Source organism: Streptomyces sp. NPDC054813 (assembly GCF_053611365.1).
In genome coordinates this window covers 136345-153677 of record NZ_JBSHAF010000017.1, presented here as the reverse complement: position 1 = coordinate 153677, position 17333 = coordinate 136345, and the positions used below count along the sequence as shown (strand labels likewise).

The window sequence follows — 17333 nt, the reverse complement described above, 5'->3', positions numbered from 1 at the left end:
CTCTCGGGTCAGTCGGTGACGGTGAAGCCGTACTGGGAGGCGAGCAGCTTGAGGGAGGTCTTGCCGGGGATGCCGTCGGCGGCGGTACCGGTGAAGCCGCCGCCGGCTGCCGAGCGCTGCCAGCGGGCGTATGCGGTGAGGGTCTTGGTGCCCCAGCTGCCGTCGACGTGCTGGGCGGCGAGCAGCCCTTCGCCCTTCAGCGCCTTCTCGACGAGGAGGACTTCGGCCTTGTGGGTGGTGTGGCCCTGGGCGGCCTGCGGGTCGTGCTGGGCGGCGTACACCACGTGCGCGAGGGACACCGTGGGCTTCTGGCCGAGGCCCAGGATCGCCTCGGCCCGCGCGATGATCGCACCGCGCTGCGCCTTGATGGGGTCGCCGGGGCATCCGGTGTGGCCGCCCCACGCGGCCCCACCCATGCCGTGCCAGCCCAGGCCCTTCCCGTTCGGGTTGTCCGTCGACTCCAGGGGGACGCTGTAGGTCTTGTGGAGCCACGCGAGCAGCTGCGCGGCGTTCTCCAGCTGGGTGGCGGTCAGCTTGTCGCCGGCGTAGCCCTCGTTCTCGATGCTGACCCAGTGGGCATTCCCGTCGGCCTCGGCCCAGGCACGGTCCTTGGTGTCGACCATCTGCCTCAGGCCGCCCTGCCTGGGGTTGAGGAAGTGGCTGGAGGCCTGCGAGGCAGGGTTCTTGAACCAGGCCTCCGAGCCCTGCTCGGTGCCCTGCTGGATGTGGAGGACGAGGCCACGGACCTCGACCATGCCGTCCACGCGCTTGTTCGGGGTGGGGCCGATGTAGGTGGCCCCGGGCATGAGTGCCATGGTCAGGCTCCCGTCACGTCGTTGTCGGGCCGGAAGCTGATGTTGCGGGTCACGTGTGCTCCTTGAGGGCGTGAAAAACGCCCCGAGCCGGTCGGCTGGGGCGTCGTGAGGGCGGGGACGAAGAGGGCCGTCTACGGGTAGTCGGTCGTGGCGATGTCGTAGCGGGTGAGCGACGTGATGACGGGGCTGTCGTCGCCCTGCAGCGCGGTACGGAGGTTTTCGAGGACGCCCTCGCTGGTCTGGCCCTTGAGGGGGCCGCCGGCGCCGTCTTCGATGTGGACGAGCATCGCGAAGCCGGTCTCGTCGGGGCCCTCGGCCTGGAGGCGGTGGTACGGGTACGGGAGGTCGGGCACGGTGGCTCCTTCAGGAGATCAGGCGGACGCGCATGAACGAACCGGCCGCGATCTTGGATGCGGTGGCGTTTGAGGTGGCCTGCGCAGCCTGGATGGCGAGGGTGCCGCCGCTCGCGCCGGTGGTGACGGTGCCCTCCTCGATGGCGACGCACTGGCTGGAGGCGGAATCCCGGGTGCCGTAGGTGACCGCAGTCGTGAAGGTGTGGACGCCGAAACGGCCGGTGCCGCCCGACGAGGTGCTGGACAGAATCTGCCCCAGGTCGGGGCCGAGGGCCGAGCGGTTGCCGCTGGCGCTCGCGGGTACGAGCCACTGGGTTTTCAGCCGGGCCGCGTCCAGGGCGGCGTAGTGCAGGTAGAACTCGACGCGGTAGGTGCTGTTCGCAGCGAGCGTCATCTGGAGCTCGGGGTCGGACGCGAACGTCGTCGTCGAGGTCATCGTGAAGTCGTTCTGCTTGTAGATCTCGGTGGGCAGCTGCCCGTACAGGTAGGCGATGGGGTTGTAGACCTGGGCGAGCCACCAGGCGTCGGAGGCGGGGAACCCGGCGGTGGCCTGGGTGATGGCGGGGCGGGTGGTCACGGGCGTCTCCGAGGGTCAGAATCCGAAGCCGAACAGCGGGCTCGTGCCGCCGAACTGTGCGGCGCCGTCGTAGCAACTGGGGTAGGTGCCGCCCGGGGGCAGCGTCGCGCTGCCGGGCAGCGCCGAGCAGATGACGTCTGCGCTGGCGTGGCTCTTCGTGGTGTTCGCGGCGAGGGTGAGCTGCACGGTGCTGTAGCCGGCCGACACGGTCTGCACCGACTGCACGGTGACCGTTTCGGCGTTGGCGGTGCCGTAGCCGAGGACCATCTGGAAGCCGGACGGGATGACGTACTGCGCGGCGATCGCGTTGTTCCCGGAGATCGGCCCGACGGTGACGACGTTGACGCCGGCCGCGATGCCCGCGGACAGGGCGGCCCAGGCGGCGGAGATCATCCAGTAGCGGTACTGGGAGGCCGGGGAGACCTGCAGCTTGAGCTGCAGCTGCCCGCTGTCGTCGCCGGACCATTCCATCTGTTCGATGAAGCCGTCCAGCTGCTTGGCCGGGGCCAGGGCGGGCCGCTTCATGACGCGCACGAGGTCGGCGAAGTTCAGACCCATGACCTTCTTCTGCAGGGTGGGGCTGTGGCCGAGGTCGACGGTCAGGCCCTGCAGGCGGGTGTGCGGGTCCTTGTAGAGGCTGAGCAGGTAGTTGGCCATGCTCGTGCCCGTCAAGGTCTTCTGCGGGTTGATGGTGCGGGTGAGGGTCTGCGGGAAGTACGCGGTCTGGCTGGTGGCGTCCTCGACCTCCTGCAGCTGGTTGGTGTCGGTGACGTCGGCGGCGCCGTCGACGGTGATCTGGATGTCGTTGTAGAGGTGCGCGGGGTCCTGCTCGAACCGGATGTCGTCCATGACGGGCACCTCGCCGCCCGCGAGGTTCTCGCCGAAGGTGACGACCGGGGTGTTCTGGATCCACCGCCACAGGTGCCCGTACAGGGTGGGATTGCCGAAGTTGTCGACGGTGAACTGGCCGTTTTCGGTATCGGCACTCTCTTGGATCGCGTCGAGGGCGCTGCGCCCGTTCAGGCCCATCGAGCCGAGGAAGCCCTGGGTGCCCACGGTCTGGAAGTTGACCGCGCTGCCCGGGTGGAACGAGGCGAGCGAGAGGAGGCGGCTGATGCGGCTGGTGGGCGTGTCACCGGCCCAGCCACTGGCAAAGCCGCGGCACATGTCGCCGGTGGTCGTCGCATCAAGCTCGGTGTTCCACTGGGCGAAGTAGGCGATGTCACCGTTGAAGGGGGTGGTGTTCTCGCCGGCGCCGTTGGTCGTCAGCAGGGCGCCGATCGCGTCGATGGTGTACGTGGACGATCCCACGGACGCACCGAGGGTGGTCGTGGTGAAGGTGCCGTCCACGGTGAGGCGGGGAGTCTTGCCGTCCGCGGACAGACTGAGCGTGGCGCAGTGCCAGTTCCCGTCGCAGACATAGGTGCTGTTCAGCAGGTACGTTCCCGAGGTGTTGCCGGCGTTCTGCAGCTTCATCGTGAGCTGGCCGGTGCTGAAGATTTCTACGCTGACGACGGACTGGTTGCCGGAGCCTGCGAGGTATCCGGGGCCGGTTGCCGCCCACAAGGTGGCCGTGCTGAACCGGCCGCCGGTCCCGGGCTGGACGCTGGTGCGAAAGCAGATGATGCGCGTCCACCCGCCGTTGGGCAGCATGAGCCGGTCGGTGCCGTCCCACGGGGCCAGGTAGGTCGCTCCGGCCGTGAGCCCGAGCGCTGAGGACTGGTTGCTGGCCAGCGTCGTCACGGGGCCGGGTACGCCCCACAAAGTGCCCAGGTCGCGCGTCGAGGTGATGGACGTGCCGTAGGTGATGTTCGCGCCGACGACGTCCAGGCAGCCGGTCGACAGCTGCGCTCCGGCGTAGGGCACGAACGCGGTGGCCGCGCCGTCGCGGCTGCTGCTGGTCGAGGCGAGGTCGTAGGCGCACTGCAGGCTGGCCGACTGGGTCTGGGACAGCAGGCTCGGCATGACGTTCTGGTAGGTCAGCTGGGACAGCGGGGCGAGTGAGTCGACACAGGTGACGTCGACCAGGCCGTACTTGCCGTTCTGGTCGTAGGACTGGGGCCAGCGCTCGACGAAGCCCTGCCACAGCTGCTCCCAGTCGCCCGGGTACGCCCAGGCCGTGGGACTGCTGCTCTGCTCGAGCTGCCAGCCGGTGATGCGCACTGTGGTGTCCGCAGTGGCAGCAACGTTGGTGGAGATACTGGCGATGGCGAACGCGGCGCCGGCCGGGGCGGTCCGGGCCATCGATAGCCGCACCCAGCTGGTGGTGATCGTGGTCACGGTTCCCAGGCTGCGAGAGAGCAAATTCCCGTTGAGGTCATACCAGCCGAGCCGGATCTTCATGTCCAGGCCGGTCATGCCACCAGGAGCGAGCTGGAGATCGACGCCGACCGAGTAGGAGGCGCCGGGGGTCACGGTGGTGCCCTCGCAGTCGTGGCTCGTCCACGGCAGCATGTCGCCCCACAGTCCCATGGCCGCCCCGGAGCCGGTCCCGTTGGGAATGGCCCACGTCTGCGCGGTGGTCAGCCCCGACGGGGAGGCCGCCAGGCCGGTGACGGTGCCCAGGGTGCCCGACGAGGCACCCATGGACAGAGTCTTGGTGCCGTTGCCGACCCAGGGGTACAGCAGGTTCTGCGACGGTCCGGTCATGGCGATCAGACGCGCGCGCCGGTAGGGCAGCACGTAGGGGTAGTACGGGCTGGCCGTGTTGTCCGGGTCGAAGGCGCCGTCGAGGTTGTCCAGCTTGAAGGTCATCTCGCCACTGGTGACGGTGTCGAGCTCGTACTGGCGGCCCGCCAGGGTGGCCTTCCAGGCACCGCGCAGCCGCTTGCTGACGGTGTACCAGTGGTTCGGGGCGGTGCTGTTGCCGCCGGCGTTCCAGGCGATCTGGATGAGGATGCGCGGCCACGTGCCGATCAGGGGCCCGTCGGTGAGAGGAAATCCGGTCGGGACGGTCACGAAGGGCCCCCTGTTCAGCGGGTCTTGGCCGAAAGGCCGTTGGAGGTGTTGCGGCGTTCGTGCTGCAGGGCTCGGCGCTGCATCTTCTTGAAGAGCACGTCGCCGTCGATGTTGACGACGGTGGTGAGCTCCAGGACGCCGCCCGCTGCGCCGCCGCCCGCGAACGCCAGTTGCCGCGCGGCCGCCAGCTTCGGGACGGTGGGCATGCCCGCGGTAGAGACGGCGCCGGCCATCGCGAGTGCCGCCGCCTCGGCGGTACGGCTGGTGGCGTGGATGCCGTTGGCCAGGCCCTGGGTGATGAAGCCGCCGATCTCGTGGAACACCTGCGAGGGGCTGCGGATCTTCAGCTCGTGCCGGATCGCGGCGGCCATGGCCTTGGCGATCTTCGACATGGCCTTGGCGATCTGCTTCTGCTGCGACTGCAGGCCCCGGATCAGGCCCTTCGCCGAGTCGATGCCCGCCTTGTACATGCTGTCCGCGGTGGCCGATCCGACCTTGCCCGCTGCGGACTTGGCCTGCTTCTGCAGCTTGTTGATCTCGGCGACCTGCGCGGGGCTCCCGCTAGCCAGAGCTGCCGCGGTCGCGCCGCCCTGGTCGACACCCGAGTCGGCGATCTGCTTGATCATGTCGGCGGACAGGTGCATCTTGCGGAGCTTGGTCAGGTCCGCGGCGAACTTCTTGGCCTTGGCGACCTGGTCCCGCATGTTCGCCACCACGTCCTGGCTGGTGAGCTGGACGGAGCCCTCCGGCAGCGCGGTCACCACGGACACGTTCTGCATGACCGAGGCGGCGACGTCGTCGCGGGTCTTCTTCCATGCCTTTTGCAGGTCGGCCAGCTTCTTGTTCGCGGTCTTGAGCCGGGTCGAGACCCGGTCGCGCTGGTTGGCCAGCTGGACCAGCTGGGCGCCGTCCCGCCGTACCAGGGACTGCAGGTGCTTGTGCCCGGAGCTGCCGAACTCCCGGTACAGCATCTGCGCGATCCGGTTGGACGCCGCCTTGACCCGGGAGGTCGTCCCGGTCAGGCCCTGGATGAGGCCGGCGCCGATGTAGGCGCCGATCTCGGCGAACCTCCGGGAGGGCGAGTGGATGCCCAGGACGTTCTTGGCCGCGCTCAGGGCGCTGCCCGCGAGGCTTTTCAGCGATCCGAACAGGGCGGACGCCTGGCCCTCGACGCCGTGGACGATGCCCATAACGATGTTCCGGCCGACGGTCAGGAACTTGCTGCCCCAGTTCTTCGCCGTGTTCCACGCGCTGGTGAGCTTGGAGTTGATGGCCGTGCCGACCTGGGTCATGTAGCCCCAGATCGCTTTGGCCGCGGACGAGATCGGGTTGATCATCGCGGCCTTGATCAGGGCCCACGCGTGGGATGCGATGCTTCGGATCCCCGACCAGGCGCCAGCGAGCCAGCCCTTGACCGTGTTCCACAGGGCCTTCAGGTCGGCCCAGAGCGCTTGCATGGGGGTGATGACCGCGAACTGGATTGCGGACCAGACTGCGGAGGCGACGGCCTTGATCGCGTTCCAGATGCTGGCGAAGAACGAGGCGATGGAGTTCCAGACCGCGCGCGCCACCGAGGCCATGGCGGTGTGCGTGCGGTTCCAGACGCCGATCAGGATGGCGATCGGTGTGGCGAAGATGACCAGCAGCAGCGGCCACCACTTCCTGAAGAACGCCGAGATCGCGTTCCACACCGACGTCGTGGTGCGCTGGAGCCACTGCCAGCCGTGCACGACCGGGTCGGTGACGGTGTGCCACGCCGAGCTGAACCAGGACGACATGGTGCGCCAGGCGCCCTTCACCCAGTCCGTGATCGCATGCCAGATGCTGGCCGTACCGTTGGCCACCCAGTCCCAGGCGGCGACCACGGCGTGGGCGACGTCGCCCGCGATCTGCTTGATGGCGCCCCAGACGGTCTTCCAGTGCATCGCCAGCAGGACAATCGCGGCGATCAGCGCGATGACCGCGAGGACGATCCAGGTGACCGGGTTGACGGCGGCCGCGGCCGCCATCTCGTACAGGGCGGCCGTCAGCGCGGCGATCGCCAGGACCAGGACGACGCCGATGGTGATGGCCAGGGCCTTGGCGATGTTGCGGTGCTCGGTCAGGAACGTGGTGCCCCTGCCCACCACCGTCATGATCTTCTGGAAGGTGGGCAGCAGGAACTGCCCGACCTGGATGCCGAGGGCGTGTGCGCTGGCCTTGGCCTCGTCCATCTGCTGGTTGAAGTTCTTCTGGACGTCCCCCCAGCCCTCGATCGACTTGCCGCCCTTGCGGACGTGCTCGTCGATGCCCTGGGTGTTCTTGATGAAGTCCTTCATGTGCGGGCCGGTCAGCTGCAGTGCGGCCTGCATGCTCTTGGTGCCGCCGACCATGGTGGCGAGCGCGCCCACATAGGTCTGCTGCTGCGGCGGCAGGTTGGCGAGGGCCCGCTGAAACTCGGTGGTGTTCTTCGCAGCGCCCTGCAGATGCCGGATCATCACGGTGCCGGCCGGGCCCATCTTCTTCTGGATGGCGTCCGTGAGCATCGTCAGCGTCGAGGCGAGGCCGTGCTTGCCGAGGTTCTGCCCGACCTGAACCGCGTCCAGGCCGAGGTTCTTCATCTCGGTCGCAGCCTTCTGGCTGGGGTTGGACAGCTGGCCGATGGTCTGGCGCAGGTAGGTCGCGGCTACCGCGGCCGGGGTGCCCTGCGCGGTCATCGTCGCCATCGCCCCGAGCACCTCGTGCAGGCCGACGTGCGCGGCGGCCGCCACCGGCAGGATCGTCGACATGCTGCCCGCGAGGGCCTCGAGGTTGGTCTTCCCCTCCGCCTCCGTGGCGATCAGAGAGTTCATGACGTCGGTGACACTGCCCGCGCCGGTCTTGTACGCGTTCATCGCGGTCGTGGCCGCGTCCGTGGTCGTGTTCAGGTCCGCCGCGCCGACCTTGGCACCCATCGCCGCGGTCTTGAGGACCTTCAGGGCGTCCGCGCCGTGGTAACCGGCGGACTCCGTCATGTAGAGGCCCTTGGTCAGCTCGTCCGTGGACTGGCCGACCTGCCCGGCCATGGCGAGAACGCCCTGACCGACCATGTTCATGTTCTTCGCCGACTCGCCCGCGCCGGTGCGCACCCGGGTCATCTGCTGCTGGAAGTCACCGGCCATCTTGGCGGTCTTGATGGCGACGCCGGCGGCCGCGATGCCGATGCCGACAACGGCGGCCTTGGCCATCAGGCCGGTGCGCTTGAAGGCGCCCGCGCCTGCCTCGTCCGCGACCGCCATCTCGGCCTTGACGTCGGCGATCGCAGTCTTGACGCCCTTGGAGTGGCCCAGGAACTCGATGAAGACCGGAGGCAGAGCACCCATGAGGGAGTCACCTCCCTCTGGTCTCGCGCTGTCGAGTTGTCAGATGCTGGTCGCGCGCCGCCAGTGAGTGGTCCAGACGGCGGCCATCTTCGGTTCGGCCTTGCGGATCCCCGGGCGGACGTAGGGGTACTGGCCTTCGAGCCGCTTCTTGTAGAGGTTGCGGACGCCGCCGCCGACACCGACGCCCCCCTGGAAGCCGCCGCCGGGCAGCGGCTTGGGCCGGCGCACGCCGCCCACGCCGCGGCTGAGCTTGCCCGTCAGCCGCCCGGGGCCGCCGCCCTTGGTGACGTGGTGCGGCGTCAGGTTCAGGTTCACGGTTGGCCCAGTCCGCGCGGACTTCCCCCGGTGGTCCCACCGGGGGCGCCCCCGCAGGCCCGATCGGATGGACTTCTTGGCCAGGGCCTGCGTCGCCTTGAGTGCCCGGACCGTGGCGAGGTCGATCTCACGGTCCAGGCGTGTCAGGGCGCCGCGGGCTTCCTTGGTACCGCGCACGATCACGGTGATGCCGTCAGCCACGGGCCGCCTCCTCCTGGGCGTTGGCCTTGGCCTGCTCGACGGCGCCGTCGACGGCCAGGATCCAGTCGAGCCGGTCCGCCGGCAGGTCCATCCAGGTGTCGGGCGGCCCGACGATGCGGCACAGCTGCCAGTCCCGGTACGCGTCCAGCGGCAGCTCGTGCGCGGGGTAGTCGAACTTCCCCTCTAGCGCTACGCGGAGGCGGTAGAGGGCTCGGTAGGGCTGTCCGCCTCGGTGGACGGCGAGAAGTCGGGGCCGCCATCGAGGGCGCCCTCGGCGCACATCTCCTTGAGCTTGTCGTAGACGCTGCCGGGCAGATCCTGGAGGGCGTCCAGGGACACCTCGTCGCCGTAGGACCAGCCCGCGACGCGGGAGATGATGAGCCGGTCGTTGAGGTCGTCCATCAGGCCCAGAGCCTCGTCGCCCATGACGGATGCCATCTCGACGGCCTGCGCCTCGTCGATGTCGTTCAGGGCCTTGACGCCCTTGGCCTGGGCGTCCTTGACGACGTTCGCGAAGGCCGGGTTCTGCGCGAGCTTCATCTGGATGGTGCGCACCGGGCGGCGCAGCCGCTCGGGCACCTCTGCGGGCTCGCGCAGGTCGGCCCAGCCCTGGTCGGGCATCTGGTGTCGGGTGATGCTCATGAGGGTGTGGTCTTTCTACTTGTAGGTGCCGGTCGCGATGGCGTTCTGCAGCGTCGCCTTGATCGGGCTGTAGCCGCCCGAGGCGCCGATGTCGCTGGTGTTGCCGATCGCCTTGAAGCTCACCGGGAGCTCGATGTAGTCCTTGCCGTAGGACGGCGTGCCCTCGGTGTAGGCGACCTGGCTGCAGTGCAGGGCCAGGCCGTTCAGCGCGGCCGCGGCGCCCTGGGAGTAGGCGACGTCGAAGCTCTGCACGGTGGCGGCCTGGAACGCGGTGCGCTGCGTGGTGTTCTCCATGACGAGGGTGGCCTTGCCCTCAACGGAGACGTCCCCGGACCAGATGCGGTACGGGTTCTGGGTGCCGGCGCTGCCCCGGATCGCGGTGACCGCGCGCTTGATGGTCAGCTCCCCGTCCTGGACGAAGATCGGCGAGCCTGCGATCTGCGCGGTGATGTTCCAGTTCGCCACGGGCGGGACCGTGGTGAACGACGGCGTCGGCGATGTCGTGGTGGTGTAGCCCCACGTGGTGGCCTTCCCGGACCACTCCAGCAGGCCGTCGGCGTTCCACTTGAAGCCGACCTCGGAGAACTGGGCGCCGGCGTACTGCCAGGTGCCGAGCGGGTCGAAGATCGTCCACGTCTGCGACGTCGGCTGGGTGTCCCCAGTGCACAGCGTGCTGAAGACGCTCGAGTACGGGGCCGACGCGCCGGTGACGACCAGGTCGGGCAGGACCGAGGCGAGGGGCCAGCCGATGGTGTCGGCGAAGACGTCGCCGCCCAGGTCGAGCTCGGCGCCCTTCTGCCCGGCGTACTGGCCGAAGTTGTCGACCGGGGCGCCGCGCATCCCCGTGTCCTCGATGAGGTTGATGTCGTCCTTGGGCGTCAGCGTCTTGTACGGCATCCACTTCGTGGCTGCGGTGGCGGTGCCCGGGACGGTCTCCTTGGACACGCCGAGCACTGCGAGATGGGACGGCTTAGGCATCGCTGCCCTCCTGGTTCTGCTCGGCCGCGGCCGCCTGGTCGCGCGCCTCGGGCTCCGGTGTCGGTTCGGGGTCCGGCGGTGTCCAGTCGCCGTCGCCGGGGTTGCGTTCGAGGGGGTACCGCTTGCCGGGCTCGGGCGTGAGGCCGAGCGTCGGGTAGTAGCGGCCCTCTTCGCCGTTGTAGGTGTAGCGCCGCACAGCGGCCCCCTTTCACAGGGTCTTGAGACAGTCGATGCCGATCTCGACGACGGCCTGGCGGCCCTTGTGGTCCTCCGACCAGCCGCTGGTGTGCTGCACGGTTCCGGGCTTCCCGCGGTCGACGGCGCCGCCCAGCGACGGGTCGGAGCGGACGACGGCCACGACCAGGTCGGCGAGCTGGCGGGCGCGCGCGAACACGGCGGCCGGGTCGTCGCCGCCGCGGTAGACATCGACGGTCACGGTGATCGTGTAGTCCTCGCGCAGCCAGTACGCGCCGCCTGAGCCGACGACGTTCTCCGGGTTGTACTGCTGGTGCACGTCGCCGACGGAGACGATGTCGTCGGGCTGGTAGGGGCCTGGCTCGTCGAGGCAGACGAGGACGCCCTGGGCGTCGGCGAGTTGCGCCTGGAGGCCCTCGAAGATCCAGGTACGGGCCGCGGGGATGCTGGAGGCGGGGATGTCCCCGATCGGCGTGGTCATGCGATCCCCGGAGGCCGCTTGAAGGGCTGCCACAGCTCCAGTACGCGCTGCGGCAGAGCGAACCCGGTCGGTACGCCCATCGACTCACCGTCCAGGGCGGCGCCGCCGAAGCGCGGCCGGCCTCCCTGCTGGGTGAGCTGGAACAGGTGCCGGATCAGCTCGAGCGCGCCGAGCCGTACCGTCCATGGCACGGTGCCGGAGCGTCCGGCGGTGTAGACGACCTTGACGTTCTTGGTGCCGGCGGGGAAGCATACGGCGCCGCCGGTGGCGCGGCGGGTGATCTGCCCCCGGGCCAGGTCGACGGTGTAGCCGTAGGCGTCCGTCGATGTTCCCAGCGGCTGCTCGGTGAGCACCCACGTGGACGCCGACACGTACTCGGTGACCGACTGGACGGAGGCGACCGGCAGCCAGTCCAGAGTGATCGTGGGGTTGCCGCCGTTGTGCCACTCGGTGTGCTGCTCGGGCAGCAGCGGGCCGACGACGTCCCGGGCGAGGTCGCCCGCGGCGAGGATGAAGCCCTGCAGCTCGGCATCCTGGCTGGTGTCGGCGGCCGGAAGGTTCAGGTGCGCCTTGACCGAGGCCAGGTCGACCAGCTGCTCCACGCCGGGCGGCCGCACCTCGAACTGGCCCTCGGAGGCGTAGCCGACGCCGGTACCGGTCGCCGTCCACCGGTACAGCCACGTCCCGGTGACGGCGACCGAGGAGACGGCGGCGATGTACTGGCCGCCGCCGCCTCCGTTCGTGACGGCCGGGGTAGTGACCGTGCCGAGCGGGTTGGTAACCGTGACCGCGACGGTCAGGGTGCCGGTGGCGGGGGCGCCGGTGTCGTCCAGAACGGTCTCGGCCAGGCGCACGTCCTGCCCGGTGAAGTAGATCAGCGGCATGGCGCCCCTTCCGGTCAGCGGGTCTGCGGTGGCTTCGCCGCGGCCGCCGTCTTCTTTCCGGCGCGCTTGGGGCTGTCGGAGGCGCCGTCGGCGTCCAGGGCCTCGCGGATCGCTCGGGCGTTCTCGGTGCACTGCCCGGCGAGACCGTCGTGGCCGCTGGCCTGCCACTGTTCGGCCTGCTTCTCCTGCGCGGCCGCCATCTCCTCGAGCTCGCCGCGGACGCGGTCGATCTGCTCCTGGACCTCGCCGGTCTTCTCTCGCCGCGACTCGCGCGGCCCGTTCTCGCAGATGGCCAGCTCCGCACGGAGTCCGGCCAGTTCAGCGACGCGATCATGCATCGCGCACTCTCCTCACTGGGGAAGGCCCCGGGCCGCCGCACCCTCAGTCGGCGGCCCGGGGAGCTGGGGGTCAGAACCCGGACGGGGCGATGACGCCGGTACCGGAGATGACCGAGATGGCCTCCGGGCGCCGGTCGGGCATGAACGCGGCGTAGTTGTAGACCTGCAGGCGCACCTGCAGCGTCCCGGAGAGAACCTCCTGCAGGACGCGGGTCCGCATCGACCCTTCCCACAGGTACAGGTCGCTCGTGCGGGCCACGACGATGCGGTCCTCGTTGGTGCCCGCACCGAGGTTGGTCGGGATGTTGCCGTCGGCGAGCAGCGGGGTGCTGAGCACCCGACCGACCGGGCCCTCTACGTCGCCACCGGTCTGCAGGGCCAGCGGGTTGAACGGGTTGTTCGTCTCCGGGAGGATGAACGGCCGGTTCTGCGAGTCGAGCTGGCTCGCCATCCAGTACCAGCGCGACGGCGTGAGGAACGCGGCCGTCGCCATCATCTTGCGGTTCTTCGCGACCAGGGACAGGGCCTGCATGAACGGCAGGTAGGTCTCCGGGAGCGTCGGCGTGGCGTCGGTGTAGGTCACCGCGTTGATGCCGGAGACGTTCAGGACGCCCTTGAGCTGGCCTGCCGAGCCGGAGCCGTTGAGGCACTGCAGGTCGAGACGCTGGTTGTAGTCGGCGATCAGGTCGGCGAAGACGATCTCGTCGAACGCGGCCGGCGACTGGTCGAGGAGCTGGATCGCGATGTCCTGCTGGCCCGCGATCGTGCGCACGGGGGCGGTCACGAACGTGTCGGTCAGGTCCTGCGAGGTGACGGCCACGGCGTCCGCGGTCTGCACGCCCGTCGCCGTGCCGGTCGCGATCTTCGGCACGTTGATGCTGTCGGTGCCGGTCGGCAGCGTCAGGTTGCGGACCGAGTTCGCGAAGGTCCTGCCGAACCTGGGCAGGTCGATGTACTCGTCGATCAGCCACAGCGGCGGGACGAAGTTGCCGCCCTGGCCGTCCGTGCGGTTGGGGTTGACGCGCTTCTCGAAGACGCTGCCCCGGTCGATGCCGCGCAGCTCCTTCTCGGCGCGGGCAGCCCGTCGCGCGTCGCGCTTGGGCATCTCGACGTCGACCTCGCGGCTGTGCCGGGCCAGCCGCTCCCGGGCGGCCTGTACGCCGCCGTCGCCGTCGCCGCGGCCCATGTCGCTGCGGATCAGGTCCAGGAAGTAGCTGTGCTTGTCGCCGCGCTGGTAGGTCGCGGGCTCGGAACGCACGCCCTCGTCGGGACGGGACAGGTCGTAGCGCTTGGCGACCTCGGCGGCCTGCTCGTCGGCGCGGGCCTGCTCATCGAGCTCGGTGACCCGCTTGTCGATGTCGCGGATCTCCTGCTCGATGGCGTCGAAGCGCGCCTGCTCGTCCTCGTTGAGGTTGCGCTTCTCGGCGGTGGGGGTCTCCAGGATGCGGTCGAGCTCGGTCTTGCGCTCGGCACGCCGGGTCTGGAGGGCCTGGATGAAAGCCTTGGACATCGCTGCCCCTCTCTCGTGAATGGTGGTGGTGCATGGCGTGCCTGCGGGCTCGGGTGGTGGCTCGGGTGGCCGCCCAGGTGGTGCCCCTCGTGGGGTCCGGCGTGGGCGGCCGGCGCGGCTCCGGCGCGATGGGCAGGCGGTGGAACAGCTCAGAGGGCCAGCGCGCGGGCGCGGGCCTGCGCCAGGCCGAGACTCGCCACGGTGGCGGCCTCGTCGGCGGGCGCGGGGGTGAACTCGGTCGCGAGCCGGTCGAAGACCTCGCGCCGCTCGTCGGCGGACAGCCGCTGCAGATGAGCCTGCACGTCGCGGGAGTTGAGCTGTGCGCCGGCCGTGTTCGGGTTGGCGCCGTAATTCACAACGCTGACGTCTCCCTTGGACAGGGACACTTCGAGGATGTCCCGCTGGTCGAAGTCCGGGGACCACTGCTGCCGGACGATCCAGAACCCGAAGCTCATCTCGTCGACGTCGCCGCGGTCCATCGCCGAGCGCAGGGCCTGCACGTGCGGGCTGGCCGGGTCGAGTTCGGCCTCGGTGTGCAGGCCGGTGTCGTCCTCGGCGAGCCGCATCGTGCCCGACTTGGTCCGGGCGAGGGTCAGTCCGGCGTGGTTGACGAGGAACGGCACGTCCGCGTTCTCGGCGAGGGTCTTGGTGAAGGCGCCCTGGCGCACGACCTCGGTGAACGGGCCGAGCCAGTCCTCCATCTCGTAGCCGACCTCGGTGATGCATGCGTAGCCGGTGAAGGTGAGGGCGTCGCTGCCGGTGCCGTCGGGCTTGGCGCGCAGTTCGACGTCCCGGAACGGCACCGCGCGGTGCTGCAGGGTGGTGGGCCGCTCGGCCCGGACGGAGAGGTCCACGTCATGGCTCCTTGTCGGGGGCGGGAGGCCCGTCATCAGGCGGGGTGGGGTCCGGGCTGTCGCCCGAATGCGCGCTGTTCAGGGGGGCGTTGATGTCGTCGCCGCCCTCGACCGGAGGCAGGTTCTCCCGGGCGCGGATCTCGTTCTGCGTCATGCCGTTGATCGTTCGGGCCGTCGCGTACCAGGACCAGCGGCCGGCGGTGTCGGTGCGCTCCAGGCTGGCCGTGTCGAAAACGGCGGACTGGCCGCGCGGCAGCATCCCGGTCCAGGCGTCCTCGAAGATGCCCAGCCAGTCATCCAGCGTCCATACGCGGAAACCGATGGCCTGCTGCTCGATGCCGGTGCCCCAGCTGGTGGTGCGGTCGACCTGCCCGAGCATGTGCGGCGGCACCCCGTACAGCATCGCCATGTCCAGGTTCTGCGCGGCCCGGGTGCCCAGGAACTGGGCATCCTCCGGGGTGACGCTGATGTTCTTCCAGTCGGCGCCACCGGACAGGACACCGATGGCGTGCGCGTTGGACAGCCCGGAGTGCGAGCCCTCGAACGCGTCCTTCATCTGCCGGGCCCGGTCCTTGTCCAGGTCGCCGGGGACAGTGATGACGCCGGACAGATGGGCGCCCTGGCCGAAGAAGCCTGCCCCGAACCGTTCGGCGGCCAGGCCGAGGCCGATGGCCTGTCGGGCGTAGCTGATCGGCGACATGCCCTCCGCCGCGCCGGGCATGCACATCCCGGTCAGGTGCAGCATGTCGCTCGGATTGTCGACCTTCTGCCGGTTCACCTCGTAGTCCCGGCCGCCGTCGTCGTTCAGCCTGACCTTGACAACGTCCGGGTGAAGGACGGCGATCCGTGACGGGCGATAGAGGTAGTCGCGGGCGGTGACCATGCCGTAGCCGTTGCCGCGCAGCAGCAGGGAGACGGCCAGCTGCTTCAGCCCGGCGCGGCGGGTCGGGAAGCGGGTGTTGCCGGCGCCGCCGAAGGGGTCGGCCACGATCGTGGGCGCCATCGGGGTGGGCACCTGGATGCCGTCGCGGGCCACCATCGCGCTCAGCGGCAGGCGGGCGATCGCCGCGGAAAGGATGCGCACGCACGCGTAGACGGCGACCAGCTGCATGGCCGTCTGGTCGTTGACGGCGACCCCGGACGCCGTCGGCGCCATCAGCGACCCGTTCGTCGGGATGGAACTGTCGCCGAACTGCTGGAGGGTGCGGCGCTCGGTGGCGCGGCGGAACAGGCTCACCGGTCCACCGCCCATCCGATGCCGACCAGGGCCACGCCGAGGGCGACCAGGCCGACGATGGGCTGCCACCACCAGGCGGCGCCCACCAGGCAGCCGATACCGGCCACGTCCATCACGTCGGTGAGCGTCCGGCGCGGCCTCGTAAGGCGGGGGAGCTTCACGGCACCTCCTACAGGTCGGCCCAGCTCCAGAACTGCGGCGTCGGCTCGGGCTCGGGTTCCTGGCAGGCCCGTTCGTGGGCCATGACCGCGGCCACGGCGAGGTCGATCTTCCGGGGCGAGTGCTTCGCGTCCTTGGACAATCGCGATCCCCTGCTGTCCGTCTTGATGACGCAGTTGGACAGGTGCCGGGCCAGCCGCGGGTCGCCGGAGTGCGTGAGCGAGCGGTTCATGACCGCCTCGTAGAAGCGGGTCGTCGCCGGGATCATGCGGGCCGGTGACTGGGGGAACTCGACGACGGGCAGGCCCTCGTCCTCGAGGACCTGGTACGTGCGGCCCCACCGGTAGGGGTCACAGACGATCTCACGGACGCTCCAGCGGCGGCAGGCCTGCCGGATTGCCGCCTCGACGTCGAGGATGGGCACGTTCCAGTCGTGGCCGGCGTCCGACGGCTTCTCCCAGGCCTCGACGACGTCCACGTGCGGCACCTCGGCGCAGGAGACGACCACCAGCGCGGTCGAGTCGCCGTTGAACGAGCCGTCGAAGCCCAGACACACCTCGGCGCTGTCCTCAACGGGCCCCTGCTCGGCACAGGCCTCCCACGCGCCGGCAGGCAACCAGGCCTCGGCCGTGTTGACCCACTGGTTCAGCCGTTTCGTGCGGAACTCCGCCTCCGGGGTCCGCTTGACCGCGGCCTCGAAGTCCTCGGGGTCGATCAGGTCGCCGAAGGCCGGGTTCGCCATCGCCCAGGTCGCGGCCAGCCGGTGATCGGCATCGTCCGGGGCGCCCCACCACGCCAGGAAGAACGACGGGTCGACTTCCTCGCCTGCCGCGATCTTCTGCCCGTACTGGAACAGCCGGTAGCAGATGCTGTCCTTGCCGCTGGAGTCCGTCTTGACGCCGGCCGTCGTGATGCCGATCAGCATCGGGTCGACGCGGGCGCCGGCGGCGAGCGCCATCACGTTGAACAGCTCGTCGTTGGGCTGCACGTGCAGCTCGTCGAAGAGCACGCGGGTGGGCGAGAGGCCTTCCTTGGTGAAGGCCTCCGCCGACAGGCAGCGGTAGACGCTTCCGGTGCTCGGGACCTCGAGGGCGTCCTTGTAGACCTTGATGGCCTCGGACAGGTCCGGGCTGTTCTCGACCATTCGGCGGGCGTCGCCGAAGACAATCCGGGCCTGCTCCTTGTCGCCAGCGCAGGAGTAGACCTCGGCGCCGGTGCCCTCGAACAGACCGTCCAGGGCGATCCCCGCGCCGAGCCCCGACTTGCCGTTCTTGCGCGGCTCGCCGACCAGGGCCACGCGGTGACGTCGGCGCCCGTCCGCACGCCGGGCGAACAGGTGGCCCAACAGCTTGTGCTGCCACGGCCGCAGAAGCAGCGGCGAGCCGGACGGCCCGGCGAACGTGTCCTTCGTGACGACGCACAGCGTCTCGATGAAGTCGGCGACGTCCGGGCCATCCCCGCGCTTCACGTCCGCGGCTGGCACCGGGGTCAGGAA

The 17333-nt window shown here is 69.8% G+C and carries 17 protein-coding genes; all 17 read right to left on the bottom strand.

What is annotated here, in order from left to right:
- Positions 1-8: 8 nt before the first annotated feature.
- Positions 9-815 (bottom strand): N-acetylmuramoyl-L-alanine amidase, encoded by an 807-nt coding sequence (locus ACWGJB_RS31130; protein ID WP_453383380.1) that lies wholly within the window; start codon positions 813-815, stop codon positions 9-11.
- Positions 816-946: 131 nt separating this feature from the next.
- Positions 947-1168: a hypothetical protein gene (locus tag ACWGJB_RS31125; protein WP_453383379.1), complete on the bottom strand. Its 222-nt coding sequence runs from the start codon at positions 1166-1168 to the stop codon at positions 947-949.
- A gap of 10 nt (positions 1169-1178) precedes the next feature.
- Positions 1179-1745, bottom strand: a complete 567-nt coding sequence (locus ACWGJB_RS31120; RefSeq protein ID WP_453383378.1) for a hypothetical protein — start codon at positions 1743-1745, stop codon at positions 1179-1181.
- Positions 1746-1760: 15 nt separating this feature from the next.
- Complete coding sequence (locus ACWGJB_RS31115) at positions 1761-4703, bottom strand: hypothetical protein (RefSeq protein WP_453383377.1); 2943 nt, start codon at positions 4701-4703, stop codon at positions 1761-1763.
- A 14-nt stretch (positions 4704-4717) separates the two neighbouring features.
- A complete protein-coding gene (locus tag ACWGJB_RS31110; protein WP_453383376.1) occupies positions 4718-8044 on the bottom strand; it encodes a phage tail tape measure protein in 3327 nt (1108 codons plus the stop codon).
- A gap of 39 nt (positions 8045-8083) precedes the next feature.
- On the bottom strand, positions 8084-8560 hold the full coding sequence (locus tag ACWGJB_RS31105) for a hypothetical protein (protein WP_453383375.1): 477 nt from the start codon (positions 8558-8560) through the stop codon (positions 8084-8086).
- 189 nt (positions 8561-8749) lie between these two features.
- Positions 8750-9202 carry a hypothetical protein gene (locus tag ACWGJB_RS31100; protein WP_453383374.1) on the bottom strand — a complete coding sequence of 151 codons (453 nt, stop codon included), beginning with the start codon at positions 9200-9202 and terminating at the stop codon, positions 8750-8752.
- A gap of 15 nt (positions 9203-9217) precedes the next feature.
- Positions 9218-10180, bottom strand: a complete 963-nt coding sequence (locus ACWGJB_RS31095; protein ID WP_453383373.1) for a phage tail tube protein — start codon at positions 10178-10180, stop codon at positions 9218-9220.
- On the bottom strand, positions 10173-10376 hold the full coding sequence (locus ACWGJB_RS31090) for a hypothetical protein (RefSeq protein ID WP_453383372.1): 204 nt from the start codon (positions 10374-10376) through the stop codon (positions 10173-10175). The genes ACWGJB_RS31095 and ACWGJB_RS31090 overlap by 8 nt, the downstream gene beginning before the upstream one ends.
- A gap of 12 nt (positions 10377-10388) precedes the next feature.
- Complete coding sequence (locus ACWGJB_RS31085) at positions 10389-10856, bottom strand: hypothetical protein (RefSeq protein WP_453383371.1); 468 nt, start codon at positions 10854-10856, stop codon at positions 10389-10391.
- Positions 10853-11740 carry a hypothetical protein gene (locus ACWGJB_RS31080; RefSeq protein ID WP_453383370.1) on the bottom strand — a complete coding sequence of 296 codons (888 nt, stop codon included), beginning with the start codon at positions 11738-11740 and terminating at the stop codon, positions 10853-10855. Before ACWGJB_RS31080 ends, ACWGJB_RS31085 begins: the two co-directional genes overlap by 4 nt.
- A 14-nt stretch (positions 11741-11754) precedes the next feature.
- The gene (locus ACWGJB_RS31075; protein ID WP_453383369.1) at positions 11755-12078 is read right to left on the bottom strand and encodes a hypothetical protein; all 324 of its coding nucleotides are present in this window, start codon (positions 12076-12078) and stop codon (positions 11755-11757) included.
- Positions 12079-12148: 70 nt separating this feature from the next.
- Positions 12149-13588: a phage major capsid protein gene (locus tag ACWGJB_RS31070; RefSeq protein ID WP_453383368.1), complete on the bottom strand. Its 1440-nt coding sequence runs from the start codon at positions 13586-13588 to the stop codon at positions 12149-12151.
- Positions 13589-13737: 149 nt separating this feature from the next.
- Entirely contained in the window at positions 13738-14442 is a 705-nt protein-coding gene (locus tag ACWGJB_RS31065) for an HK97 family phage prohead protease (protein WP_453383367.1), read from the bottom strand.
- Position 14443: 1 nt separating this feature from the next.
- A complete protein-coding gene (locus ACWGJB_RS31060; RefSeq protein WP_453383366.1) occupies positions 14444-15679 on the bottom strand; it encodes a phage portal protein in 1236 nt (411 codons plus the stop codon).
- On the bottom strand, positions 15676-15840 hold the full coding sequence (locus tag ACWGJB_RS31055; RefSeq protein ID WP_453383365.1) for a hypothetical protein: 165 nt from the start codon (positions 15838-15840) through the stop codon (positions 15676-15678). Before ACWGJB_RS31055 ends, ACWGJB_RS31060 begins: the two co-directional genes overlap by 4 nt.
- Positions 15841-15848: 8 nt before the next feature.
- Positions 15849-17321 (bottom strand): terminase large subunit domain-containing protein, encoded by a 1473-nt coding sequence (locus ACWGJB_RS31050; RefSeq protein ID WP_453383364.1) that lies wholly within the window; start codon positions 17319-17321, stop codon positions 15849-15851.
- Positions 17322-17333: the final 12 nt, after the last annotated feature.